The sequence below is a fragment of the Mycoplana sp. ABR4_002 genome (assembly GCF_056159645.1).
This window is the reverse complement of record NZ_JBSWVO010000001.1, coordinates 3671736-3694467: the sequence shown is the minus strand read 5'-3', so window position 1 is coordinate 3694467 and position 22732 is coordinate 3671736. Positions and strand designations below refer to the sequence as shown.

The window sequence follows — 22732 nt, the reverse complement described above, 5'->3', positions numbered from 1 at the left end:
AAAAGCGGGCGTCGGGCGCAGAAAGTCGGCGCTCCGCCGCGATATCCGGGTGCGGCTCCAGAATTGAGGAAGGCCTAGAGTCCGGGTCGCCAGCCCGGCGCGGCGATCTCGAAGCCGTCGAAGGAGAAACCCGGCGCCACCGTGCAGCCGACCAGCGTCCAGTCGCCCAGCGGTTCGGCCGATTGCCACCAGTCGGCCGGCACCAGCACCTGCGGGCGCTGGCCCCGCATCAGGTCGGGGCCGAGCACCTGGGCATGGCTAATCAACCCGTCGTCGGAAATCAGCAGCCTGAGCGGGCCGCCGGCATAGTAGTGCCAGATCTCGGCGGCATCGCGTACCCTGTGCCAGTGGGAAAGCTCCCCGCGTTCGAGCAGGTAGTAGATTGCCGTCGAGTGGCCACGAGACCCGCCGGCGGCATCTCGAAACGTCTCGACATACCAGCCGCCCTCGGGATGGCGGGCCATGCCGAGGGTGGCGATGATGTCCTTTGGCGTCATCAGAACCGGTCCTTTCGTGCGCGCAGTTCGGCAAAGACCTCGGCGTCCGTGGCGTTCGGCATGCCCAGCACCGCACGTATGCCCGGATCCGCGGGCCGCAGGAAGGGATTGGTCGCCTTTTCCACGCCGATCGTCGTCGGTGCGGTGAAATGGCCGGCGCCGCGGATGCGCTCGATCTCCCCGGACCGTTCGCGCAGCAGCGCGTTGTCGGGGTCTAACGCCAGCGCGAAGCGGGCATTGGCGAGGGTGTATTCGTGGCCGAAATAGACGACGGTCTCGTCGGGGAGCGCTGCGAGCTTCGACAGCGACCGCCACATCTCGGCAGCCGAGCCCTCGAACAGCCGGCCGCAGCCGAGCGCGAACAACGTGTCGGCGGCAAACAGCAAACCGTCCTCGGGCAGGTGGTAGCAGATGTGCCCGGCGGTGTGGCCGGGCGTCGAGATCACGCTCACCGGATGGCCGGCAAAGCTGAAGCGGTCGCCGTCGTCCACCGCCTGATCGAGGCCGGGGATTCGGTCGGCCTCGCGCGCGGGTCCGACGACCTTCGCGCCGAACTGCGCCTTCAACGCCAGGTTTGCCTCGACGTGATCGCCATGGTGGTGCGTGGTGAAGATGTGGGTCAGGCGCCAGCCGCGCCGCGCCAGCGCCTCGAGGATCGGCCGCTCCTCCGGAGCGTCGATGCTGGCCGTGGCCCCGGTCGCCGGATCGTGGAGCAAAACCCCGAAATTGTCGGTCCGGCAGCCAAACAGTTCGATATCGAGCGGTCTCATCGGTGGTCCCTTCCTGCGGCGCGTCGGGTGTCGAAGGCTGGAATGTAGGGGGTAAGGCCTTGAAGTCCATCGCCCGGTCGCTAACATCGCGCGCATGCACGCAGATATTGTCGATCTCCGCGAGTTTTACCACTCTCCCCTCGGGCACCTTGCGGAGCATTCGATCACGATGGCGCTATCCTCGATCTGGTCGCGCATGCCGGACGAGCGCCTCGTCGGGCTCGGCTATGCCGTTCCCTATCTCGAGCGCTTCAGGGCCGATACCGAGCGGACCTTCGCCTTCATGCCGGCGGGGCAGGGGGCGGTGAACTGGCCGGTCGGAGAGACCTCCTCGACGGCGCTGGTGTTCGACGAGGAACTGCCGTTGCCCGATTCCTCGGTCGACCGGGTGCTGATGGTGCATGCGCTCGAATTCGCGGAGAACCCGCGCGAGACGATGAAGGAGCTGTGGCGGGTGCTGGCGCCGGGCGGCCGGCTCGTCATCGTCGTGCCCAACCGCCGCGGGGTTTGGGCCCGGATGGAGCACACGCCGTTCGGCTCCGGCCGGCCCTATTCCCGCGGCCAGCTCATTCATCTCCTGCGCGAGACCAACTTCACCCCCGGGGCCAGCGCCGACACGCTGTTCTTTCCCCCGTCCAAGCACCGCAGCGTGCTCCGGATGCATGCCGCCTTCGAGCGGCTCGGCCGCTGGCTGTGGCCGGTGTTCTCGGGCGTGCTGGTGGTCGAGGCGCAGAAGCGCCTCTACCAGGGCCTGCCGGTGGCGGTGCGGGCGTCGCGCCGGGTGTTCGTGCCGGTTCTGGCCCCGTCCGGCGTGCCGACCACACGCGGAGCGCTCGGTCGCCGCCCCCTCGACAATCGCCCGTCACGCCGGTAATGGCTGGCGCAGTCATTGCGGCGGTCGGCCCGGATCGGCCAGTTTTGCGGATGCGCCAGCGTCCAACCCGAAGGAAAAGGCGGCAGCATGTCGGAACAACAGTTTGACAAGATCGCGCTGATCGGGATCGGCCTCATCGGCTCGTCGATCGCGCGCGCGGTTCGGCAGAATGGGCTCGCCGGCGCGGTCGCGATCGCCACCCGCAGTGCCGAGACGCTCGAGCGCGCGCGCGCGCTCGATCTGGGCACCGACTATTGCCTCGATGCCGCCGAGGCGGTGCGCGACGCCGATCTCGTCATCGTTTCGGTCCCGGTCGGAGCCTCCGGCAGCGTCGCCCGGCAGATCGCCCCGAACCTGAAGCCGGGGGCGATCGTCACCGACGTCGGCTCCACCAAGGGCTCGGTGGTGGCGCAGATGCTGCCGCATATCCCCAAGGGCGTGCACTTCATCCCCGGCCATCCGCTCGCCGGTACCGAGCATTCCGGTCCGGACGCCGGCTTCGCCGAGCTGTTCCGCGGGCGCTGGTGCATCCTCACCCCCGTGCACGGCACCGACAAGGTCGCCAAGAAGCGGCTCGCCACCTTCTGGGAAACGCTCGGATCTCGGGTCGACGAGATGGATACGGAGCACCACGACAAGGTGCTGGCGATCGTCTCCCACCTGCCGCACATCATCGCCTACAACATCGTCGGCACCGCCGACGACCTGGAGACGGTGACCGAGTCCGAAGTGATCAAGTACTCGGCGTCCGGTTTCCGCGACTTCACGCGCCTGGCCGCCTCGGACCCGACCATGTGGCGCGACGTCTGCCTGCACAACAAGGACGCCATCCTGGAGATGCTGGCGCGCTTCTCGGAGGACCTCGCCTATCTTCAGCGCGCCATCCGCTGGGGCGACGGCGAGAAGCTGTACGACCTGTTCACCCGCACCCGCGCGATCCGCCGCTCCATCATCGACGCGGGCCAGGACACGGCGGCCGCCAACTTCGGCCGTCCGGACGCGCCGGCGAAGTGAACGAGCGGCGCGTCCCGGGAGCGTTCAGAGCGGACCGATCGCCGCGATCGGAATGATGCCGAGATAGATCACCCCGTCCCGGACCCTTAGCTTCACGCTGGCCTCGTCACGGCCGCCGGACAGGCCGCGGATCGTGTCGGCGATGGTCCCGAGCGCGTCGGCGATGTCCGGGAAGGCCCCGGCGAGGATGTCGCGCACCTTGCCGATGCCCTTGACCTCGAGCTCGAACCGGCCGGAAATGAGGCCGTCGTCGGCAATCTCAAAGCGACCGGAAAGGGTGCCGGCATTGCCGCCGCCGAAGTCGATTGCGAGGTTGCGTAACTCGCCTTTCGTGCCGCGCGGCGCGTCGCCGGGCGGACCGTCCCGCAGCCATCCGGCGGCGTCGGCGACGGTCAGGTCGAGCGCCAGGTCTAGGGGCGGCACCGGCGTGCCGGCAAGGTCAAGCTCGAGGCCCTCGGCCGACAGAGCCGCGTCGAGGGCTTCGCCATTGGCGCGCGCATGGAGCTCGCCGTGGCTGGTGAGGAAGGCGAGATTCGCGCCGTCGAGGCCGGCGGCGAGGGTACCCCGCAGGCCGTCCTGGGCGATCGAGACGCGCTGCAGGCCGCCGGTGCCGGCCACGCCGCTGGCATGCATCAAAGTCCAGTCGGCGGTCAGCGTGAGGTCGGGAGAAACCCGGATCAGCGCCGGTCCGTCCAGTTCGACCACCGCATGGCCGGGCCGGTAGACCTGGGCGGCGGACCTCAGCGCGCCGAAGCTGGCGGAGGTGCCCGTGCGCCTGTCGTCGATCCCGACCGTGTCGCAGAAAACGCCGATGCGGAACGGGTAGCCTTTGACGTCGAGCCCGTTGCAGGCGACCGACAGGGCCTCGCCGGAAAGCCGGTCCTGCACGGCGCCCTTCAGCCGGTCGGCGCCGAGGAACCAGCCCCCGGTGTAGAGCGCGACGAAGGCGACAATGCCAAGGCCGAGCAGCCAGAACTTGCGCCCGGTCCGGCCGGGTTGGGCGTCGTTGGTCGATGTCATGCTCTTCTCCGTTCTGGCGGAAGCGGTCGTCTTTGCCTAAATAGGCGATGACGGCAGTGAGCCGTCAATTGCGGCGGCATTCGGGTGGAGACGGAAACTCCGGTGGACAGCAAGGAATTTTGGGTCTTCGGCTATGGTTCCTTGATGTGGAACCCGGGCTTCGAGGTGGAGGAGAGCCGGCCGGCGCGCCTCCACGGCTTCCGCCGGTCGTTGTGCGTCCGCTCCTGGGTGCATCGCGGCACGCCGGAGCATCCCGGTCTCGTGCTCGGCCTCGACCGCGGCGGCTCGTGCCGCGGCATGGCGTTCCGGGTGGCGGCCGAACGCTGGGAGGCGGTGGTCGACTACCTGCGCGAACGCGAACTCGTCACCCATGTCTATCTGGAGCGGATGCTGCCGGTGACGATCGACGGCGGGCTCCGCAAGCCGGCGCTTGCCTATGTCATCGACCGTGCCCACCATCAGTATGCCGGCGCGCTTTCGATCGAGGAGGCGGCCGCCGCCGTCAGCACCGCGACCGGCAAGTCCGGGCCGAACACGGAATATGTCGCCAATACCCTCGCGCACCTGCGCGAAATGGGCATCCGCGACCACTGGCTGGAAGAGGTCGGCCGCACGGTGGCGCGACTGAGCAACGGCCGCTGAGTGCCGCGCGCCGCTCAGGCGCGGGCGCGCAGCTCGGCGATCCGCGTCGCGGCGGTCGGCGGTAGCGGCAGCTGCGGATTGGCCTCGACCGTCTCCAGCAGCAGCCGGTCGCTTGCCGTTTCCATCACCTCGATCAGGTGGGCGAGAAAGTCATCCGGATCCATTCCGGCGGGAATGGGCGGCAGGATGCGCACCTTGAAGTGGCCGGGATAGCGCAGGAACTTGCGTCGCGGCCAGAACAGACCCGGATGCATCACCACCGGCACGACCGGAACCTGCAGGTCGCGGTAGAGCCGGGCAATCCCGTACTTGTATTCGGGCGGCGCGCCGGGGGGGCGGCGCGTGCCTTCGGGATAGATGATCAGCTGGCGGCCGCTGCGCATCTCCGCCTTGGCCCGCTCCATCACCGCCGCCATGACCTTGCCACGCGCGCCGCGATCGACCGGTACCATGCGCTGCTTCAGGATGTACCAGCCGAACAGCGGGATCCAGGTCAGTTCGCGCTTGAGGATGTAGAACGGGTCGTCCTGCCAGGGCAGCAGTGCATAGGCGTCCCAGAACGACTGGTGCTTCGGGGCGAAGATGTGGCCCTGGTCGCGCGGGATGTTTTCCAGCCCCTCGATCTCGAAGGTGGTGCCGACAATCTTGGCGAACAGCCAGTGGCTGCTGCGCGCCCAGTTCTTGGCGATGACATAGGCCTTCTTGCGCGGCAGCAGGAAATAGAGCGGCGTCAGCACGATCATCTGCAAAACCAGATTGAGGTAGAAGGCCAGGTTGAACAGGACGGAACGCACGACGATCATCAGGCAGAAGCACTCCTTGGAGGGTATGCCTGCCTACACGATAATTCCGGAATCGGAAACCGGTTTGGGGTAGGGCGTCCGTCAGTTCGGCGCGACCAGCGCCGCCTGTGCCGGCGCATCTCGGCGCAGGCCGCTGGCGGTGCCCGCACCGACGGTATCGCGCGCCACGGCGACGGTGTACTTGATGTACTCCGACAGCATCGCCTTCATCACGCCGGGCTCGCCGAGCCAGCTGCCGTGCTTCAGGTCGGAATTGATGACCGGATAGGACAGGAACTCGGTGTGCTTGTCACTGCGACGCAGTTCGAGCAGGCTGCGCGGCATGTGGTAGTTGTTGGTGACGACGAGCACCCTGCGGTAGCCGTGGTCGTTGATCCAGCGCGCCGTCTCGTTGGCGTTGCCGATCGTATCCATCGCGTCGTAGCCGATGTCGACGCAGCATTCGAACAGGTGCGACGAACTCTGGGTGAACTTGCGAATCTGGCTGCCGCTGGTGGTCGGGTTGACGCCGGAGATCAGCAGCCGCTGGCCTGCGCCCTGCTTCAAAAGCCCGATCGCCTGGTCGATGCGCTGGAATCCGCCGGTCAGGACGACGATGGCGTCGGCGCGCGGATTGCGCGGCGGCTCCATGGCGGCGATGGTCTCGGCGAAGTAAAGAAAGCCGCTGATCATCAGGCCGCCGCCGACCAGCAGTATAAGCAGAAACGCGCGCACGAATCGGCGGATGGGACGAATCCGCCAGCGCCTGGCAGACGGCTCCCGGTCCTGCAAGATCGTGTTTTGCGACTCGTCCATTGCGGCCATGATTCTCTCATAACGGGCGATTACGGCAAGGACGAGTCCTTTGCCGAACTCTCATGGCGCATTCGGGCCTATGTGTTCGGCAGGCCGTCGGAGCGGGCCGGGTCGGAGCGGATGCGGTCGATCTCGAAGATCGTGCGCATGACGGTGAAGCGTGCCGTCAGCGTCGTCATCAGGGCGATGACGATCATCGTCGCGGCAATGCCGAGATAGCCGCCGAGGCCGACGGAGAAGGTGCCGAACAGCGCGGTGGCCTGGTCGCTCTGGGGGGTCGCCAGCGAGCGGTTCTGCCAGAAGCCGGCGACGGCGAAGACCAGCGCCGCCAGCGCGCCGCCGGCGAACGAGCCCTTCAGGCTGATCATCAGGAAATGCTTCTGGAACTCGGAAGCGACGAAACTTGCCTCGGCGCCGACGAAATGCAGAACTTCGATGATGTGGCGGTTGCCGGACAGCGCGCCGCGCGTGGCGAATATCACCGTCAGCACCATGGCGGTGAACACCAGCACCAGGACGCCGGTGCCGATCCAGGCGGTGGTCTCGGCCATCGCCACCAGCCGGTTCACCCAGGTGCGGTGGTCATCGAGGAAGGCGTGGGGGATCGCCTGCGTCAGCGTCTGCCGCATCGCAGCGAAATCCGGCGGGTTGCGCTCGTCGATAGTGATGACGACGAGCCGCGGCACCGGCAGTTCGTCGAGGTCGAGGCCCTCGCCGAGCCAGGGTTCCAGCAGCCTGGCGGTGGCGGCGCGATCGACGATCTGCCCGTCCTTCGTTCCGGCGAAGGTCAGTGCCAGGTCGCGCGCCTCGCGCAGCGCCGCCTCCATGTCGAGCGTGTCGTCCGGCTTGATCTGGATGGTGATCTCGCGTGAGATCTGGCTCTGCCAGCTGGCCGCGGTGGCGCGGACCATGCTGACGCCGCCATAGGTCAGGCAGGCCAGGAAGGCCATGATGGCGATGACGCACATCAGCGCGTTGCCGGAGACGTTGGCGGCGGGCACGATCGGCGCCGTCGGCCGCACGCGCATCTCCGGCCGCTTCGCCGGCCCCTCGCGCCGGGGTGCTGTCGATGCCGCGGCGTCACTCATAGATGTCGAGCCGCCCTTGCGAGAGGATCATCCGCCGGGCCTCGACCTGGTCCATCAGCGACAGGTCGTGCGTGGCGATGACGACGGCCGTGCCGAGGCGGTTGAGCTCCAGGAACAGGCTCAGCAGCCGTCGCGCCATCGGCGGGTCGACATTGCCGGTCGGCTCGTCGGCGAGCAGCAGTTCCGGCCGGTCGATCAGGGCGCGGGCAATCGCCGCGCGCTGCTTCTCGCCGCCCGAGAGCACCGGCGGCAGCACGTTGATGCGCTCGCCGAGGCCGACCCACTTCAGCAGCTCGAGCACGTCGGAGCGATAGGTGGCTTCGTCCTTGCCGCGCACCCTGAGCGGCAGGGCGACGTTTTCGTAGGTCGTCAGGTGGTCGAGCAGGCGGAAATCCTGGAAGACGATGCCGATGCGGCGCCGGAGCATGGGCAGCTCGTCGCGCGGGATCGTGGCAATGTCGCGGTCGAAGGTGCGCACCAGACCGCGCGTCGGCTGCAGCGACAGAAACAACAGCCGCAACAGCGTCGTCTTGCCGGCGCCGGACGGGCCGGTCAGGAACTGGAACGACCGGCGCGGAATGTCGAAGGTGAGGTCGCGGAGGATCTCCGGGCCCATCCCATAGCGCAGACCGACATTCTCGAAATGTATCAACGGGGTATTCCGGTTCTCGTCTTGGCGCGCCTGGGCGCGGTTTCGCCGCTCGCGGATCGCACGGAAACAAGGCCCATCCAAGGCCGGTTTCCGAAGCATTAACCAATATGGTTTACGAATCGTAAGGATTCGATTCAATGCCCGACTTTTTGCGGGTGATCCCTTCGGGCGCGCAACGACAAGGAGCATCGCCATGAACGCATCCGGCGCGCGGCGCGAAAGGAACGCCGCCATCGACCTTCTGCCGCCGGAGCCGGGCACGCGCCGGCGCAGTCCGGCACGGACGAGGCCGGGTGCCGATGTCGTCGATGCCGACTTCGTCGTGCTGCCGGACCGCCGCGCGCCAGGCCGCGTTCACAACGACAACCGCCGCAGCGGCCAACCGCCGCGGTCCGGTCGCGGCGCGTCCGCCGGCCGGCTCGCCGTCGCGGCGATTGTCTGGAGCCTGCGCCTCTGCGAGCGACTGCTGCAGTTGCTGCCGGCGCGCGCCTTCGGCGCGGCCGTCGCGGGTTGCTGCATGGTCATGTTCTTCTTCTCCGGCGGCCTTTCGGCACTGGCGACGGTCCTCGCCGGCGCCGCCAGCGGGGACCAGGTCGTCGTCGGCCGTGTCGCCACCGCGCTCGACGATCGCGACGGGATGAAGGTGCTATCGGTCTACGGCACGGTCGAAAACCGCTCGCACGAGGCGCGGCCGATGCCGTCGATCCTCGTCGAGGTGATCGCCGGCGGCAAGACGGTGGCGCGCCATCGCGTGGAGATGGGCGCCAGCACCCTGCCGGCCGGCGCGGCGGACGGCTTCACGCTGAAATTCCCCCACAACGGCACAAACCTGCCGAAAGTCGCGGTTTCCTTGATAGCTGCGGATGCGCCGCGGCATTGAGTGTGCTATGCGGCAGGCAAGCGGCAGTGGCCGCCAGCGCATAGACCGTGGGTCAGATCCGGCCCGAGACGGCTGATGCGGACGTAAACGCCGTTTGGAGCCAGATCGCGATGCTTGTTGTGCGCGGAAAGAAGATCGAAACCCTCTACAGCGCCGAGGAGATCGCAAAGCGCAACGCCGAGATGGCCGCTTCGATCAAGTCCGGCCCGACCAAGGACCTGCTGGTCATCTCGATTCTCAAGGGCTCGTTCATCTTCGCCGCCGATCTCATCCGCGCGATGCATTCGACCGGCCTTGCGCCCGAGGTCGAGTTCATCACCCTTTCCAGCTACGGCAAGGGTACGACCTCGCAGGGCGTGAAGATCGTCAAGGACATCGACAGCGACGTGCACGGCCGCGACATCCTCCTGATCGACGACATTCTCGAATCCGGCCGCACGCTGCGCTTCGCCAAGGAACTGCTGCTCGAGCGCGGGGCAAAGCACGTCACGATCGCCGTGCTGCTCGACAAGCGCGTCAAGCGCCAGACCGACCTCGAGGCCGACTATGTCGGCTTCGAATGCCCCGACCACTTCGTCGTCGGCTACGGCATGGACGTGGCCTATGCGTTCCGGGAACTGCCCTTCGTCGGGGTGGTCACCGGCGAGGCCGACTGAGCCGCGCCGTCTAAAATTCTCCGTCCGCCGTTTACCGATCGCAAACGAAACTCTGGTCATGTCTGGCACAGTGTAACGATGATCGGCGGCGCCTCGCGCCGCTCTGACAGGGCCGGATGCTCGGCCCGAAGGGATGGCCATGGCGAGAATTCTAATCACCGAAGACGAGGATTCGCTTCGCATCTTCGTGGCGCGGGCGCTGCGCCTGGACGGACACGAGACCGTCGAGGCTGCCGACGGTGCCCAGGGTCTCGAAACGCTGGCGACCGGCGGGTTCGATCTGCTGCTGTCGGACATCCGCATGCCGGTGATGGACGGCATCGAGCTTGCCCACAAGGCGGCCGACGCCCATCCGCATCTGAAGATCCTGCTGATGACCGGCTATGCCGAGCAGCGCGAGCGGGCCGAGGACCTGGCGGAGAAGATCGTCGACGTCGTTGCCAAGCCGTTCAGCCTGCCGGACATCCGCACCGCCGTTGCCCGAGCGCTCGCGGCGTGACCGCCGGGCGACCCCGGTCGGTTCGATGATTGCCGCGCGGGCGCGTCGGCCGGTCGCGGCCGGAGCCTATTCCAGGCCCAGCAGCCGCTCGAGGTAGTTGCGCTCGATCACCGGCGCATTGCCGATGCCGAGGCGGCGGCGGATCTCCTCGAGGATCTCCCGCGCCCGCTGGATGTCGATCTCCTCGGGCACGCGCGTGCGGCCGTCATAGTCCGGCCCCTCGGCCGAGTTCGGCCGCTCGCGGCCGAGCGGGTCACGGCCGGTGCGGCTCATCTGCGGCTGGCCCTGGCCGGGGCCGCCCTGGCCCATCGCTTGCATCTGGCTCATCATGTCCTGGGCGCCCTGGCGCAGCGCCTCCAGCGCGCGCCCCTGGCTCCCGACCGCCGGCTCGCCCCTGCCCTGGCCGAGGGCGCTGGAGGCGTCGCCCATCTCCCGCCCGGCCTCGCCGAAGCCCTCTCCGGGCTCGATGCCCATCTCCTTGAGGCTCTCCTGCAGTTCCTGGAGCTGCTTGCCGAGCGCGTCCTGCTGCGCCTTCAGGTCCTTGAGTGCCTGGCGCAGCTCCTCTTCGGTCATCTGGTCGGTCGGCGACTGGCCCTCGCCCTGCTCGCTGCCCTCCTCGCCGGGATCGCCGAACATCTCCTCCTCGCCCGGCAGCGGATCGCCGCGCTGCATGCGGTCGCGTAGCGCCTGGTCGAAGTTGAAGGTCTGGTCCATCAGCTTTTGCTGGTCCTGCATCAGCCGGCCGAGCTTGTCCATCTGCTGGCGCATGGCGTCGGACTGCTGGCCCTGCTGCTGCATCGGCCGGCCGGCCTGCAGGTTGTTCAGCATGCGCTGCATTTCGGCCAGCAGCTGACGGGCCTGGTCCTTCGAGCCGGAGCGGGCGAGGTTCTCGATCTGGTCCATCATCCGCTCGAGGTCCTGCTGGCGCAGGATCTGGCCCTGCTGCTGGGCGTTCTGCTGCATCTGGCCGTTCTTCTCGGCCTGCCGCGCCAGTTCCTGCATGTAGGCCTGCATGGCCTCGCGCAGTTCCTCCATCAGCCGGGCGATCTCCTCGTCCGGCGCGTTGCGCTCGAGGGCTTCGGACAGCGCCTGCTGCGCCTCGCGCAGGCGGCGGTCGGCGAGCGACAGGTTGCCGTCCTCGATGCCGAGCGCGATCTCCCAGAGGTAGTCGGCGGTGTCGCGCAGCTCGTCGTCGTTCCGGGAGAGCCGCATCCGCTCCTGCGCCGAGGCGATCAAGAGAAAGTGGGTGAGGTTCGGGATCGTCTCTTCCGGCCGCAGCATCAGTGCCTGGCTGAGCGTGATCGCCCGCGGCAGCTGGTTGGCGTCGAGCGCGAAGGTCTGGCGCTGCTCGGCGACGGCACCGGCCAGCGGCTCGAAGAAGGTGCGGGCCGGCAGCACCATCTCCTGCGGCTGGCTGCGACCCTCCTGGCCGGCGGCGTCGCGCGCAACGAGGGTGATGCGCACCCGTTTTCCCGCCAGCGGATGCTCGGAGATGTTGCGGCTGGTCGTGCCCTTGGCGTCGCGGGCGCTGCGGCGGGGCAGGTCGAGGCGGTATTCCGGGTCCGGATAGAGCGGGCGCGCGTCGGCGGCGGGCGGGTCGACCGGGACGATCTCGGCGTGGGCTTCCTGGATGCCGTAGTCGTCCTTGGCGATGAAGCTGATCTCCAGTGCGGCGGCCACAGTGCGGCGCGGCAGTCCGTCGAAGGCGATGTCCGGCACCCGGTCGGGAATCACGCTGAAGCCCCACTGGCGGCCGTCGAGCGACAGCGTGCCGTCCTTGACGATCTTGTGTCGCAGCGTCGTCGGTCCGGCCGGCGTCGCGGCGGCCGGCTCGGCGGCGGCCGTCTGCGTCCCATTCTCGGCTGCGTCCGGGCGCAGCGCCGCTTCCGGCTCGCCGTCCGGCCGGTAGGAGACGCCCTCCTTCCCGTTGCCGCCGGTGATGCGCACGGTCAGCTCGCTGAACTGCGGAACGCGCAGCCGTCCGTCCAGCTGCCCGGCCGTGCCGGTCAGGAAGATCGGCGCGCGCCCGGTATGGGCGGGCGGGGTGACCCAGGCGTCGATGCGGATGTCGGGCCGGTCCTCGCCCGGCTGGCGCAGCGTGACGATGTCGGAGAGCAGGCCGGCACGGTTGGAATAGGAAAAGGCGAAGGCGACGGCGACCAGCAGCACGGGTACGGCGCGCAAGCCGTGGCGGTCGAAGCGGGCGATGTCCGGTCGCGGCAGGCCGGCCTGCAGCGTGCCGATCAGCCGCGCCATCCGCACCTGGTGCTCGCGCCACAGCGCCGCGGCGACGGGCCCGGCGCCGGCCGGGCGGTCCGACTGCACCGCGATCGCCTGGTGGGCCAGTCCGTTGCGCCGTTCAAGCATGCGATCGGCGTGCTCCGCCCGCGGCCAGACCGCGTGCCGCAGGCGAACGGCGAAGACCAGGAAGCCGGCGGCGAAGGCCAGGATCGTCGCCACGTGCAGCCACGCCGGCACATGGCGGAAGTAACCGAGCCAGGTCAGCGCCAGCAGGCTGGCGATCAGCAGCAGGAGCGGCAGCAGCTTCGGCAGCAGGCACTCGGCGAACAGCACCGCGGACGCCAGCACACGCTTGCGGGCAAGCCGCCGCGCGAGGCTCTGGCCTTGATCCGGATCGCCGGCATTTCTCGCGTCGTCCTGCATCGGTCCTCATTTCGCGCGGGCGGGCGCGGCACGCCAATTCCGCCTCGAACGAAAATAGCATCCTTTGTGGCGAAGACGAGGGCGCGCGCGAAATCGTGATCGCTTTGACCGGGCCCGGCCGCGCGGCGGCAGCGCGGCCCGTCAGGCGAGCCAGGCCGGGACCGAATCGAGGCCGATCAGATCGTCGTAGCTCGGGCGCGGGCGGACCAGATGGAACTCGTCGCCATTCACCAGAACCTCCGGCACGAGCAGGCGCGAGTTGTAGGTGCCGGCCTGCACGGCGCCATAGGCGCCGGCCGAGCCGACAGCGAACAGGTCGCCCGGCTTCGGCATCGTCATCTCGCGGTCGAGCGCCAGATAGTCGCCGGTCTCGCAGACCGGTCCGACGACGTCGGCGCGGATCCGCGGCGAATTGGCGGCGGACAGCACGACCGGGCGGATCTCGTGCCAGGCCTCGTAGAGGGTCGGCCGGATCAGGTCGTTCATCGCCGCGTCGACGATCACGAAGGTCTTCTCGCCGCCGTCCTTGACGTAGATGACCTCGGTCACGAGGATTCCGGCATTGCCGACAATCAGCCGCCCCGGCTCGGTGACGATCTTGCAGTTCAGGCCGCGCAGTTCGCTCTTGACGATCTCGGCATAGGCATCGGGCAGCGGCGGCGGGGAGTTGTCGCTCTTGTAGGGGATGCCGAGGCCGCCGCCGATGTCGACGTGCTCGATCGTGTGGCCGTCGGCCCGCAGCGTCTCCACCAGTTCGCGCAGCAGCTTGAACGCGTCCTCGAACGGTTGCAGCTCGGTGATCTGGCTGCCGATGTGCATGTCGATGCCGGTCACCTTGATGCCCGGAAGGCCGGCGGCGCGGGCATAGACCGCGCGGGCCCGCTCCCAGGAGATGCCGAACTTGTTCTCCTTCTTGCCGGTCGAGATCTTGGCGTGCGTCTTGGCGTCGACGTCCGGGTTGATGCGGAAGGAGACATGCGCCTGCCTGCCGGCCTTGACCGCACGGGCGTTGAGGATCTCCAGCTCCGGCTCGGACTCGACGTTGAAGCAGTAGATGCCGGCGGCGATGCCGAGGTCCATCTCGGACACGGTCTTGCCGACGCCGGAGAACATGATGCGCTCGGCCGGGATGCCGGCGGCGAGCGCGCGCCGCAGTTCACCCTCGGAGACGACGTCGACACCGGCGCCGAGCCGCGCCAGCGTCTTCAAGACGGCCTGGTTGGAATTGGCCTTCATCGCGTAGCAGACGAGCGCGTCGACCCCGTCGAAGGCCTGCGAGAACACCTTGAAGTGACGCTCCAGCGTCGCGGTGGAATAGCAGTAGAAGGGCGTGCCGACCGCCTTGGCGATTTCCGGGACGGGGACGTCCTCGGCGTAGAGGACGCCGTCGCGATATTCGAAATGGTTCACGTGTCTCTTCCGTCAGAGAAGGGCGTCGAGGAGGAAGGGCCTGTCCTCGGGCGCCTGTTTCGCCGGTTGCCCGCCCGCCGCCGTGCTGGATACCGGTGCCGCGCCCGGCGGGTCGAGGTCGCCCTTGCGGCCGCAGGCGGAAATGACCGCCGCCGAAACAACAAGGACGAGGGCCAGCCTGGCAGTGGTCTTCAGTGTCATGCGCGTTCGCGGCTCCGGAAACGGTCTTGGTTGGTCCTGAAACACTTAGCAGAATCGGCAGGCGCTTGTGCACCCCGATTCTGCTGATGGATCAAATCGCGCGATTGATCGGTCGGCGGTCAGTTGCGCTCCCGCCACCAGGCGACCTGCTGGCGCACGTTCGCAGGCGCGGTGCCGCCGAAGGACGTGCGGCTCGCGACCGACGCCTCGACCGTCAGCACGTCAAACACCTTTGCGGTGATTGCCGCGTTGATCGCCTGCAGCTCGGCCAGCGGCAGCTCGGCCAGCTCGCAGCCCCTCTGCTCGGCGAGGGCGACGGCGCGGCCGGTGACGTGGTGGGCGTCGCGGAACGGCAGGCCGGCCTCGCGCACCAGCCAGTCGGCGAGGTCGGTCGCGGTCGAGTAGCCTGAGCCGGCCGCGGCCTTCATGCGGTCGGCCCGCACCGTCATGTCGCGCACCATGCCGGTCATCGCGGCCAGCGCGAGCTCAAGGCTCTCGGCCGCGTCGAAGACCTGCTCCTTGTCCTCCTGCATGTCCTTGGAATAGGCGAGCGGCAGGCCCTTCATCACGGTCAGCAATGCCACCAGCGAGCCGTTGATGCGGCCGGTCTTGGCGCGCACCAGCTCGGCGGCGTCCGGGTTCTTCTTCTGCGGCATGATCGACGAGCCGGTCGAAAACGCGTCCGACAGCCGGATGAAGCCGAACTGCGGCGTCGACCAGATTACGATCTCCTCGGCCAGCCGCGACAGGTGCGTCGCGGTGATCGCCGCGACCGACAGGAACTCGAGCGCGAAGTCGCGGTCGGAGACGGTGTCGATCGAGTTGCGGGTCGGCTCGCGGAAGCCGAGCGCGCTGGCCGTCATGTGGCGGTCGATGGGAAAGCCGGTGCCGGCCAGCGCCGCCGCCCCGATCGGGCTTTCGTCCAGGTGCTCGATCGCGTGGCGCACCCGGGCGCGGTCCCGGCCGAACATCTCGACATAGGCCATGCAATGGTGGCCGAAGGTCACCGGCTGGGCGGTCTGCAGGTGGGTGAAGCCGGGCATGACGGTGCCGGCGTGCTCTTCGGCGCGGTCGAGGAAGGCGGCGATCAGCGCCGTCAGCAGGCCCTCGGCCTTCTGCAGTTCCGCCTTCACCCAGAGGCGGAAATCGAGCGCGACCTGATCGTTGCGCGAGCGCGCCGTGTGCAGCCGGCCGGCGGCCGGGCCGATCAGCGCCGCCAGCCGCGCCTCGATGTTCATGTGGATGTCCTCAAGCTTGCGCGAGAACGCGAAGCTGCCGCTTTCGATCTCCTTGAGGATCGTCTCCAGGCCTGCGACGATCTGGTCCTTGTCGTCGGCCGAGATGATGTTTTTATGGGCCAGCATCGTCGCATGCGCGATTGAGCCGCGGATGTCCTGGGCGTAGAGCTTCTTGTCGAAGCCGATCGAGGCATTTATCTCCTCCATGATCGCATCCGGGCCGGAGGCGAAGCGACCGCCCCACATCTGGTTCGAGGACTGGGTCTCAGATTTTGCGTCAACCATGGGATTGCCTATCCTGGAGAATGAAATGACAGACGGGAAGAAGCCGGGCCGCCCGGCCGTGAAACTGATCGCGCTGGCCGCGCTGGCCGGCGTCCTTGCCGGTGCGGCAGCGGTATACGTGATGGAGAGCCGGTCTGGCAATGGCGGCGGCTCCGGAGCTGCCGCCACCGGCCAGTGCGCGGCGACGGGGGCGCTGGCGGAGGCGCTGCGGCCGCACTTCACCGGCCAGGTCGCGGCGATGATGGCGACCGAGGCGCCGCGCCCGCTGCCGCAGCTCGCCTTTGCCGGCCCCGACGGCACGCCGCGGACGGTCGCCGATTTTGCCGGCAAGACGCTGCTGGTCAATCTCTGGGCGACTTGGTGCGTGCCCTGCCGCGAGGAAATGCCGGCGCTGAACGCCCTGCAGAAGGAACTCGGCGGCGACCGCTTCGAGGTCGTGGCGGTCAATATCGACACCGGCACCGACGAGAAGCCGAAGGCCTTCCTCGAGGAGACCGGCGTACACGACCTTGCCTACTATCGCGACGGCACGATGGGCGTGTTCAACGCGCTGAAGAAGGAAGGTCTTGCCTTCGGCCTGCCGGCGACGCTGCTGATCGACGACAAGGGCTGCCTCCTCGCCTCGATGAACGGTCCCGCCGTCTGGGACAGCGAGGATGCGAAGGAACTGATCCGGGCCGCCACCGCGCCGGCATCCTGACCGGGGCGCGGTCGGGGACGGCTTGCGGCCGAGCTATCTTGGGTCGCGCGGACTGGGCTGGGGAGGGCCTGCGACCTCGCGTCCGTGGGCCGTCCGGGTGCTGCGCAGAAGATACCAGTCGACCGCACCGAGAATGAAGCGGTTCTTCGCGTCGCGTTCCCAGAGCGGGGTGTGGTGGTCCCCGACCAGCAGGATGTCGGTCGGCGCCAGCCGCGGGTCGGCGGCGATGGCCGCGGCGGTGTCGAACACCTCGCCCCACAATTCGGTCAGCTGGCAGGTCGTCCGGTTGGCGATCCCGGCCGCCGCCGTCTCGCAACCGAGCGGCCCGTCCTTCTTGGCGACGAAGGGGATGTGCGAGTTGAGCGTCAGCCAGTAGACCATCTTCGGCTGTCCGCCGGGCGCCAGCAGCCGCGCGCGCACGGCCTCGCCGACCTCGCTGTCGCACAGACCCTGGAAGACGCTGCCGCAGCGACCCGCGACCTGCGCGGGGTTGTCCCGGATCAGGTCGGTGGCAAAATGCATCTCGGTGAAGCCGATCTTCGGATACCAGCGGTCGCGACTGAACATCTCCGGCTTGTAGCCGTGGTAGGCCGCCGTCGCATATCCGCGGTCGGCAAGGCGTCGCGGCAGGCAGTCGAACGGGCCCTGCTCGTCGAGATAGGTCAGGTGATCGCCCCAGCGGCCGCACAGCTCGCGCGATTCGGCCGAGGTCGTGGACCCGGAATAGCGCGCGGTGCCATGCTCCAGCGTGTATGATCCGGCCGCCGCGACCCGTTCGAGCTTGGCCGAGAGCAGCGCCCGCTCGCGCGCGTCGGCGAAGGCGCCAAGCCCCTCCACCAGCACCACGAGGAGGTTGTTGCCCCGCGCCGCGATCGCGTCCGCCTCCAGGCCGGCCTGCGTCATCGCGCTGTCGAACCGGGGCGTCGCCTTGCTGACATAGGGCAGGTTGAAGCTGAAGTCGGCCGCGGCCAGGGCGAACGCAAACACCGCGACCGGCACCGGCGAGGCGTGACGGATCGCGGCGCGATGGCGGTTCAGCAGCCAGGCGGCGAGCATGGCCGTGCCGAAGGTGAGCGTCGTGACGGCGAGGTACAGGGTCGAGGCGCCGACATCGATCGTCGCCAGGTGCCGGACCGAGTCGAGCGCCACGTCGAGCGGCAGGTGGAAGGCGATCATCACGATCAGGCCGAGGTCGATCGCCGCGACGAGCACGAAGAGCAGGTAGGCGCAGGCCGGCGGCAGGACCAGCGCCGCGGCGGCCGCGCACAGGTACAGCAAGGGCGAAACCAGCCGCTCGGCGATGTAGAACGGCATCGCCAGCAGGAAAAGCCCGTTCGGCACCAGCCCGACGATCAGCAACAGCAGGAGCGAGCGCCGGTCAACGACACGCGACACCTTCGACGGTCCGTTCTGTTCTACGGAGAACGCGCTCATTGTTCAGCCCCAGGATTCTTCCGCCACCCGTGTGATAGCGGCGAAACTTTCAGAAGAGCTTAAGACGGCGGGGAATTAGCGCGTCGGGACGGGCACGTCGCCGCGGTAGTCGTAAAAGCCGCGGCCGGACTTGCGGCCAAGCCAGCCGGCCTCGACATACTTCACCAGCAGCGGGCAGGGGCGGTACTTCGAATCCGCCAGCCCCTCGTAGAGCACCTGCATGATCGACAGGCAGGTGTCGAGGCCGATGAAGTCGGCCAGCTGCAGCGGGCCCATCGGGTGGTTGGCGCCGAGCCGCATCGCCGTGTCGATGGCATCGACGGTGCCGACCCCTTCGTAGAGCGTGTAGATCGCCTCGTTGATCATCGGCAGCAGGATGCGGTTGACGATGAAGGCGGGAAAGTCCTCCGCGACGGTGACGGTCTTGTCGAGCGTGCCGACGAACGCCTTGGCGGTGCTGAAGGTGTTCTCGTCGGTGGCGATGCCGCGCACCAGCTCCACCAGCTTCATCACCGGCACCGGGTTCATGAAGTGGATGCCCATGAAGTGTTCGGCCCGGTCGGTGGCGGAGGCGAGCCGGGTGATCGACAGCGAGGAGGTGTTGGTGGCAAGGATCGCCTCGGGCTTCAGCACCGGGCAGACCTGGCCGTAGATCTTGCGCTTGACGGTCTCGTCCTCGGTCGCCGCCTCGATCACGAGATCGGCCTGGGAGAGGTCGTTGATGTCGGCGGAACCCTTGATCCGCGACAGCGCGGCCTTGCGCTCCTCGTCGGTCATCTTGCCGGAGGCGACCTGGCGGGCGAGGTTGCCGTGGATCGTGGCCAGCCCGGCCTCGATCCGCTCCAGCTCCAGATCGTAGAGCTGGACCTTGTAGCCGGCGGCGGCGCTGACATGTGCGATGCCGCAGCCCATCTGCCCTGCCCCGATGATTCCGACGTTCCTGATCGTGCTCATTGATCGCCCACCGACTGAAAGCCCCAACCCTCGGCCAGGATCGACCGAAAGTCAAAAACCGGGCTGAACAGGTCAGCCCGGTGCAGTGATAAAGGCGCGCGGCGCAATTTTCCAGTGCTTTATCGTCGCCGGCAACTGCGCCCGAGCGCGCTCAGAGCGCCTTCTCGAACTCCGGAAGCACCTCGAACAGATCGGCAACGAGACCGTAGTCGGCGACCTGGAAGATCGGCGCTTCCTCGTCCTTGTTGATGGCGACGATCACCTTGCTATCCTTCATGCCGGCGAGGTGCTGGATCGCACCGGAAATGCCGCAGGCGATGTAGAGCTGCGGGGCGACGACCTTGCCGGTCTGGCCTACCTGCCAGTCGTTCGGCGCGTAGCCGGCGTCGACGGCGGCGCGCGAGGCGCCGACGGCGGCGCCGAGCTTGTCGGCCACCGGCAGGATCACTTCCTTGAACTTCTCCGCCGAGCCGAGCGCGCGGCCGCCCGAGATGATGATCTTGGCCGAGGTCAGCTCCGGGCGGTCCGAGGACGACAGCGCGTCGGCGACGAAGGTCGACACGCCCGGGTTGGCGCCGGCGGACACCGTCTCGACCGGGGCCGAGCCGCCTTCGGGCGCGGCGGCAAACGAGGCGGTGCGCACGGTGATGACCTTCTTGGCGTCGGTTGCTTGCACCGTCTGGATGGCGTTGCCGGCATAGATCGGCCGCTTGAAGGTGTCCGGGGAAACCACCTCGATGATTTCCGAGACCTGGGCGACGTCGAGCAGGGCGGCGACGCGCGGCATGACGTTCTTGCCGACCGAGGTCGCGGCGGCGACGATCGCGTCGTAGCCGCCGGCGAGCTCGACGATGGTGGCGGCCAGCGGCTCGGCGAGGTTGTTCGCCAGCCCGGCGTCGTCGGCGACGAGCACCTTCGACACGCCCGACAGCTTCGCGGCCTGCTCGGCCGCGGCCTTGGCGCCGGAGCCGGCGACCAGCACGTGGACGTCGCCGCCGATCTTCGTTGCCGCCGTCAGCGCCTTGGCGGTCTGGTCGGAAAGGTGGTTGTTGTCGTGGTCAGCCAGAAGAAGAATGGCCATGGTCAGTATCTCCCTTTCCTATCCCTCAGAGCACGCCGGCTTCGGTCTTGAGCTTCTCGACCAGCTCGGCCACCGTCTTGACCTTGACGCCGGCCTTGCGGCCGCCGGGTTCCTCGGTCTTGAGCACCTTCAGGCGGGCGGCGGTGGAGACGTTGAAGTCGGACGGGGTCTTCTTGTCGAGCGGCTTCTTCTTCGCCTTCATGATGTTCGGCAGCGAGGCGTAGCGCGGCTCGTTCAGGCGCAGGTCGGTGGTCACCACCGCCGGCAGCTTCACCTCGATCGTCTGCAGGCCGCCGTCGACCTCGCGGGTGACCTTGGCCGTGCCGTCGCCGATCTCGACCTTCGAGGCAAACGTGCCCTGGGCCCAGCCGAGCAGGGCCGACAGCATCTGGCCGGTCTGGTTGCTGTCGTCGTCGATCGCCTGCTTGCCGACGATGATCAGGCCGGGCTGTTCGGCCTCGGCGACACCTTTAAGGATCTTCGCTACCGCGAGCGGCTCGACCGCGTCGTCGGTCTCGACCAGGATCGCCCGGTCGGCGCCCATGGCGAGTGCGGTGCGCAGCGTCTCTTCGGCCTTGGCCGGACCGATCGAGACGACCACCACTTCCTCGGCCTTGCCGGCTTCCTTCAGCCGCAGCGCCTCTTCGACGGAAATCTCGTCGAACGGGTTCATCGACATCTTCACATTCGCAAGCTCGACGCCGGTGCCGTCCGGCTTCACCCGGATCTTCACGTTGTAGTCGACGACCCGCTTCACGGGGACCAAGATCTTCATGGTTTCTCCTTCCAATGCCCGCGTGGGAAAATGCACCTCTCCAAGGCGGTCCGATTGTCGCTGGGCGACATCGATACGCGTTTTTCCCCCAAATTCAATGTTCCGGCGCGCCTCCCGGCCGGAAACAGCCATGGCTATATCCGTCGGTTCGGTGGGCGTAAACAGCCGCGTCATCGGCCCCAGTGGATCGGGGGGCGGCTCGATGCCGGGGCCACGCCCGCCTCGGCGGTTGGCAGTGCTTCCTTATGTCGCACCGCGATCGGGGTGACGATGGTGCGGTCGAAGAGCGGCACGCCGCGGCGCTTCAGGGGCACCACCAGCGCGGCGCCGGCGAGGATCCCGCCGACATGGGCGCCCCAGGACACCCCGCCGTCCTGCTCGACGTAGAGCATGTAGAACTGCTGCGCGATCCACAGCAGCAGCGGAACGACTGCCGGCAGCGGCAGCGGAAAGCGCATGAACACCAGCACCCACACCCGGACCTTCGGGTGCAGCAGGAGGTAGGCCGCGACCACGCCGCTGACGGCGCCCGACGCCCCGATCAGCGGCGCCGGCGAGGCGGGCTGGACCAGGCCGTGGGCGAAGGCGCCGGCGGCGGCACAGGCGAGATAGAACACGAGGAAGCGGAAATGGCCGAGCGCATCCTCGACGTTGTCGCCGAACACCCACAGGAACAGCATGTTCGTCGCCAGGTGCAGCAGGTCGGTATGGATGAAGGCATAGGTGACGTAGGTCGCGTTCTCCGGCACCAGCACGAGGCTTGGCTCGAGCGCGGCATGGCCGAAGATGACCGCCGGGATGTAGCCGAGGGAGACGACCGTCTCGTCGGCAAAGATCTGGCTCGCCGCCACGCCGGTCACGAGCCAGACGGCGACATTGACGATGATCAGGCCGATCGTGACGTACTGGGCCTTGATGTACTTCAGGGAGTTCGAATCGTGCAGCGGTATGAACATGAACGCCCTTTCCCGGTCGCGCTGGCCTCTACCTGTTCTGTCCCGGCACCCAGAGCACGTCGGATGCCCCCTTGTCGTTGGCCCAGCGGGCCGCGACGAACAGGAAGTCCGATAGCCGGTTGACATAGGCGGCGGCCGGGGGCGACACGGTCTCGCCGTCGCCCGCGCCGAGCGCGACCACTCGCCGCTCGGCGCGCCGCGCGACGGCGCGCGCGACGTGCAGCGCCGCCGCCGCCGCGCCGCCGCCCGGCAGCACGAAGGAACGCAGCGGCTGAAGGTCGGCATTGAGGCGGTCGATCTCGCTCTCGAGCCGGTCGACCTGGGCCTGGACGATGCGCAGCGGTTCGTATTGCGGCGTCTCGCCGGTGTCGGGCGTGGCGAGGTCGGCGCCGAGATCGAACAGGTCGTTCTGGATCCGCATCAGCATCTGGTCGAGTTCGGGCAGGGCGCGGGTGTGCTGGCGCGCCAGCCCGATCAGCGAATTGGTCTCGTCGATGTCGCCGTAGGCGGCGACGCGGGCGTCGTCCTTCCTGCGGCGCGGACCGGACACGAGGCCCGTGGTGCCGTCGTCGCCGGTGCGGGTGTAGATCTTGTTGAGCCTGACCATCGCTATCGCGTCCTCGTCATGCGGGGCGCCCGCCGCCGGCGAACCAGAGCGTCAGCATGATGAGGACGATCGCGATCGCCTGCAAGGCGATGCGCAGCCGCATCAACTGGTTTGATTTGCTGCCGCTGCCGCCCTTGACCATGTTGAACAGGCCACGGATGAGCACGATCGCGACGAGGCCCATCACGAACAGGGTGATGTAGGTGAGGATGGTGGACATGTGGGGACCCCCGAGTT

The 22732-nt window shown here is 68.0% G+C and carries 25 protein-coding genes; 7 read left to right on the top strand and 18 right to left on the bottom strand.

Annotated features, from left to right (window positions below; all coding sequences use genetic code 11):
- Positions 1–74: 74 nt before the first annotated feature.
- Together ACXAGF_RS17530 and gloB are read right to left on the bottom strand one after the other, a co-directional pair.
- Positions 75–497, bottom strand: coding sequence for a cupin domain-containing protein (locus ACXAGF_RS17530; protein WP_475018653.1), 423 nt, complete (start codon positions 495–497; stop codon positions 75–77).
- Positions 497–1267 (bottom strand): hydroxyacylglutathione hydrolase, encoded by a 771-nt coding sequence (gene gloB, locus ACXAGF_RS17525; protein WP_475018652.1) that lies wholly within the window; start codon positions 1265–1267, stop codon positions 497–499. The genes ACXAGF_RS17530 and gloB overlap by 1 nt, the downstream gene beginning before the upstream one ends.
- Before the next feature lie 94 nt (positions 1268–1361).
- On the opposite strand from gloB, the gene ACXAGF_RS17520 reads away from it, so the two are divergent.
- A complete protein-coding gene (locus ACXAGF_RS17520; RefSeq protein WP_475018651.1) occupies positions 1362–2141 on the top strand; it encodes a methyltransferase domain-containing protein in 780 nt (259 codons plus the stop codon).
- Between the two features lie 87 nt (positions 2142–2228).
- On the top strand, positions 2229–3155 hold the full coding sequence (locus tag ACXAGF_RS17515; protein ID WP_475018650.1) for a prephenate/arogenate dehydrogenase family protein: 927 nt from the start codon (positions 2229–2231) through the stop codon (positions 3153–3155).
- 24 nt (positions 3156–3179) lie between these two features.
- Here the strand turns inward: ACXAGF_RS17515 and ACXAGF_RS17510 are convergent, their stop codons facing one another.
- Entirely contained in the window at positions 3180–4175 is a 996-nt protein-coding gene (locus tag ACXAGF_RS17510; protein WP_475018649.1) for a DUF2125 domain-containing protein, read from the bottom strand.
- Positions 4176–4277: 102 nt separating this feature from the next.
- On the opposite strand from ACXAGF_RS17510, the gene ACXAGF_RS17505 reads away from it, so the two are divergent.
- Positions 4278–4817: a gamma-glutamylcyclotransferase gene (locus ACXAGF_RS17505; protein ID WP_475018648.1), complete on the top strand. Its 540-nt coding sequence runs from the start codon at positions 4278–4280 to the stop codon at positions 4815–4817.
- 14 nt (positions 4818–4831) lie between these two features.
- On the opposite strand, the gene ACXAGF_RS17500 is transcribed toward ACXAGF_RS17505, so the two are convergent.
- The 4 genes from ACXAGF_RS17500 to ftsE form a co-directional block, all read right to left on the bottom strand.
- The gene (locus ACXAGF_RS17500) at positions 4832–5620 is read right to left on the bottom strand and encodes a lysophospholipid acyltransferase family protein (protein WP_475018647.1); all 789 of its coding nucleotides are present in this window, start codon (positions 5618–5620) and stop codon (positions 4832–4834) included.
- A gap of 81 nt (positions 5621–5701) precedes the next feature.
- A complete protein-coding gene (locus tag ACXAGF_RS17495) occupies positions 5702–6415 on the bottom strand; it encodes a YdcF family protein (RefSeq protein ID WP_475019336.1) in 714 nt (237 codons plus the stop codon).
- Positions 6416–6492: 77 nt separating this feature from the next.
- Positions 6493–7503 carry a cell division protein FtsX gene (locus tag ACXAGF_RS17490; RefSeq protein ID WP_475018646.1) on the bottom strand — a complete coding sequence of 337 codons (1011 nt, stop codon included), beginning with the start codon at positions 7501–7503 and terminating at the stop codon, positions 6493–6495.
- Entirely contained in the window at positions 7496–8155 is a 660-nt protein-coding gene (ftsE, locus tag ACXAGF_RS17485; protein WP_475018645.1) for a cell division ATP-binding protein FtsE, read from the bottom strand. Before ftsE ends, ACXAGF_RS17490 begins: the two co-directional genes overlap by 8 nt.
- A gap of 193 nt (positions 8156–8348) precedes the next feature.
- On the opposite strand from ftsE, the gene ACXAGF_RS17480 reads away from it, so the two are divergent.
- The 3 genes from ACXAGF_RS17480 to ACXAGF_RS17470 all read left to right on the top strand — a co-directional run bounded on the left by ACXAGF_RS17480 (position 8349) and on the right by ACXAGF_RS17470 (position 10190).
- Entirely contained in the window at positions 8349–9035 is a 687-nt protein-coding gene (locus ACXAGF_RS17480) for a hypothetical protein (protein WP_475018644.1), read from the top strand.
- 110 nt (positions 9036–9145) lie between these two features.
- Positions 9146–9691, top strand: a complete 546-nt coding sequence (gene hpt / locus ACXAGF_RS17475; RefSeq protein WP_475018643.1) for a hypoxanthine phosphoribosyltransferase — start codon at positions 9146–9148, stop codon at positions 9689–9691.
- Between the two features lie 139 nt (positions 9692–9830).
- Positions 9831–10190, top strand: coding sequence for a response regulator (locus ACXAGF_RS17470; RefSeq protein WP_475018642.1), 360 nt, complete (start codon positions 9831–9833; stop codon positions 10188–10190).
- Positions 10191–10256: 66 nt separating this feature from the next.
- On the opposite strand, the gene ACXAGF_RS17465 is transcribed toward ACXAGF_RS17470, so the two are convergent.
- The 4 genes from ACXAGF_RS17465 to argH form a co-directional block, all read right to left on the bottom strand.
- Positions 10257–12854 (bottom strand): TIGR02302 family protein, encoded by a 2598-nt coding sequence (locus ACXAGF_RS17465; RefSeq protein ID WP_475018641.1) that lies wholly within the window; start codon positions 12852–12854, stop codon positions 10257–10259.
- A gap of 141 nt (positions 12855–12995) precedes the next feature.
- The gene (gene lysA / locus ACXAGF_RS17460; RefSeq protein ID WP_475018640.1) at positions 12996–14264 is read right to left on the bottom strand and encodes a diaminopimelate decarboxylase; all 1269 of its coding nucleotides are present in this window, start codon (positions 14262–14264) and stop codon (positions 12996–12998) included.
- Positions 14265–14276: 12 nt separating this feature from the next.
- Positions 14277–14465, bottom strand: a complete 189-nt coding sequence (gene lptM, locus ACXAGF_RS17455) for an LPS translocon maturation chaperone LptM (RefSeq protein WP_475018639.1) — start codon at positions 14463–14465, stop codon at positions 14277–14279.
- A gap of 119 nt (positions 14466–14584) precedes the next feature.
- Positions 14585–15988 carry an argininosuccinate lyase gene (gene argH / locus ACXAGF_RS17450; RefSeq protein ID WP_475018638.1) on the bottom strand — a complete coding sequence of 468 codons (1404 nt, stop codon included), beginning with the start codon at positions 15986–15988 and terminating at the stop codon, positions 14585–14587.
- Between the two features lie 25 nt (positions 15989–16013).
- Here argH and tlpA point away from each other — a divergent pair, with 25 nt between their 5' ends.
- Complete coding sequence (gene tlpA / locus ACXAGF_RS17445; protein ID WP_475018637.1) at positions 16014–16688, top strand: thiol:disulfide interchange protein TlpA; 675 nt, start codon at positions 16014–16016, stop codon at positions 16686–16688.
- A 33-nt stretch (positions 16689–16721) separates the two neighbouring features.
- On the opposite strand, the gene ACXAGF_RS17440 is transcribed toward tlpA, so the two are convergent.
- From ACXAGF_RS17440 to ACXAGF_RS17410, 7 genes are all read right to left on the bottom strand, one after another.
- Positions 16722–18122, bottom strand: coding sequence for a sulfatase-like hydrolase/transferase (locus tag ACXAGF_RS17440; protein ID WP_475018636.1), 1401 nt, complete (start codon positions 18120–18122; stop codon positions 16722–16724).
- 75 nt (positions 18123–18197) lie between these two features.
- The gene (locus ACXAGF_RS17435) at positions 18198–19076 is read right to left on the bottom strand and encodes a 3-hydroxybutyryl-CoA dehydrogenase (protein ID WP_475018635.1); all 879 of its coding nucleotides are present in this window, start codon (positions 19074–19076) and stop codon (positions 18198–18200) included.
- A 151-nt stretch (positions 19077–19227) separates the two neighbouring features.
- Positions 19228–20157: an electron transfer flavoprotein subunit alpha/FixB family protein gene (locus ACXAGF_RS17430; protein ID WP_475018634.1), complete on the bottom strand. Its 930-nt coding sequence runs from the start codon at positions 20155–20157 to the stop codon at positions 19228–19230.
- Between the two features lie 25 nt (positions 20158–20182).
- Positions 20183–20932, bottom strand: a complete 750-nt coding sequence (locus ACXAGF_RS17425) for an electron transfer flavoprotein subunit beta/FixA family protein (RefSeq protein WP_475018633.1) — start codon at positions 20930–20932, stop codon at positions 20183–20185.
- A 170-nt stretch (positions 20933–21102) separates the two neighbouring features.
- Positions 21103–21888, bottom strand: coding sequence for a rhomboid family intramembrane serine protease (locus ACXAGF_RS17420; protein WP_475018632.1), 786 nt, complete (start codon positions 21886–21888; stop codon positions 21103–21105).
- Positions 21889–21916: 28 nt separating this feature from the next.
- On the bottom strand, positions 21917–22495 hold the full coding sequence (locus ACXAGF_RS17415) for a cob(I)yrinic acid a,c-diamide adenosyltransferase (protein WP_475018631.1): 579 nt from the start codon (positions 22493–22495) through the stop codon (positions 21917–21919).
- Positions 22496–22511: 16 nt separating this feature from the next.
- A complete protein-coding gene (locus ACXAGF_RS17410; RefSeq protein ID WP_475018630.1) occupies positions 22512–22715 on the bottom strand; it encodes a twin transmembrane helix small protein in 204 nt (67 codons plus the stop codon).
- Between the last annotated feature and the right edge of the window lie 17 nt (positions 22716–22732).

Coding starts and splice junctions, on each gene's coding strand:
- ACXAGF_RS17530 (WP_475018653.1), bottom strand. CDS start 497: ATGACGCCAAAGGACATCATCGCCACCCTCGGCATGGCCCGCCATCCC.
- gloB (WP_475018652.1), bottom strand. CDS start 1,267: ATGAGACCGCTCGATATCGAACTGTTTGGCTGCCGGACCGACAATTTC.
- ACXAGF_RS17520 (WP_475018651.1), top strand. CDS start 1,362: ATGCACGCAGATATTGTCGATCTCCGCGAGTTTTACCACTCTCCCCTC.
- ACXAGF_RS17515 (WP_475018650.1), top strand. CDS start 2,229: ATGTCGGAACAACAGTTTGACAAGATCGCGCTGATCGGGATCGGCCTC.
- ACXAGF_RS17510 (WP_475018649.1), bottom strand. CDS start 4,175: ATGACATCGACCAACGACGCCCAACCCGGCCGGACCGGGCGCAAGTTC.
- ACXAGF_RS17500 (WP_475018647.1), bottom strand. CDS start 5,620: ATGATCGTCGTGCGTTCCGTCCTGTTCAACCTGGCCTTCTACCTCAAT.
- ACXAGF_RS17495 (WP_475019336.1), bottom strand. CDS start 6,415: ATGGACGAGTCGCAAAACACGATCTTGCAGGACCGGGAGCCGTCTGCC.
- ACXAGF_RS17490 (WP_475018646.1), bottom strand. CDS start 7,503: ATGAGTGACGCCGCGGCATCGACAGCACCCCGGCGCGAGGGGCCGGCG.
- ACXAGF_RS17480 (WP_475018644.1), top strand. CDS start 8,349: ATGAACGCATCCGGCGCGCGGCGCGAAAGGAACGCCGCCATCGACCTT.
- hpt (WP_475018643.1), top strand. CDS start 9,146: ATGCTTGTTGTGCGCGGAAAGAAGATCGAAACCCTCTACAGCGCCGAG.
- ACXAGF_RS17470 (WP_475018642.1), top strand. CDS start 9,831: ATGGCGAGAATTCTAATCACCGAAGACGAGGATTCGCTTCGCATCTTC.
- ACXAGF_RS17465 (WP_475018641.1), bottom strand. CDS start 12,854: ATGCAGGACGACGCGAGAAATGCCGGCGATCCGGATCAAGGCCAGAGC.
- lptM (WP_475018639.1), bottom strand. CDS start 14,465: ATGACACTGAAGACCACTGCCAGGCTGGCCCTCGTCCTTGTTGTTTCG.
- argH (WP_475018638.1), bottom strand. CDS start 15,988: ATGGTTGACGCAAAATCTGAGACCCAGTCCTCGAACCAGATGTGGGGC.
- tlpA (WP_475018637.1), top strand. CDS start 16,014: ATGACAGACGGGAAGAAGCCGGGCCGCCCGGCCGTGAAACTGATCGCG.
- ACXAGF_RS17440 (WP_475018636.1), bottom strand. CDS start 18,122: ATGAGCGCGTTCTCCGTAGAACAGAACGGACCGTCGAAGGTGTCGCGT.
- ACXAGF_RS17435 (WP_475018635.1), bottom strand. CDS start 19,076: ATGAGCACGATCAGGAACGTCGGAATCATCGGGGCAGGGCAGATGGGC.
- ACXAGF_RS17430 (WP_475018634.1), bottom strand. CDS start 20,157: ATGGCCATTCTTCTTCTGGCTGACCACGACAACAACCACCTTTCCGAC.
- ACXAGF_RS17425 (WP_475018633.1), bottom strand. CDS start 20,932: ATGAAGATCTTGGTCCCCGTGAAGCGGGTCGTCGACTACAACGTGAAG.
- ACXAGF_RS17420 (WP_475018632.1), bottom strand. CDS start 21,888: ATGTTCATACCGCTGCACGATTCGAACTCCCTGAAGTACATCAAGGCC.
- ACXAGF_RS17415 (WP_475018631.1), bottom strand. CDS start 22,495: ATGGTCAGGCTCAACAAGATCTACACCCGCACCGGCGACGACGGCACC.
- ACXAGF_RS17410 (WP_475018630.1), bottom strand. CDS start 22,715: ATGTCCACCATCCTCACCTACATCACCCTGTTCGTGATGGGCCTCGTC.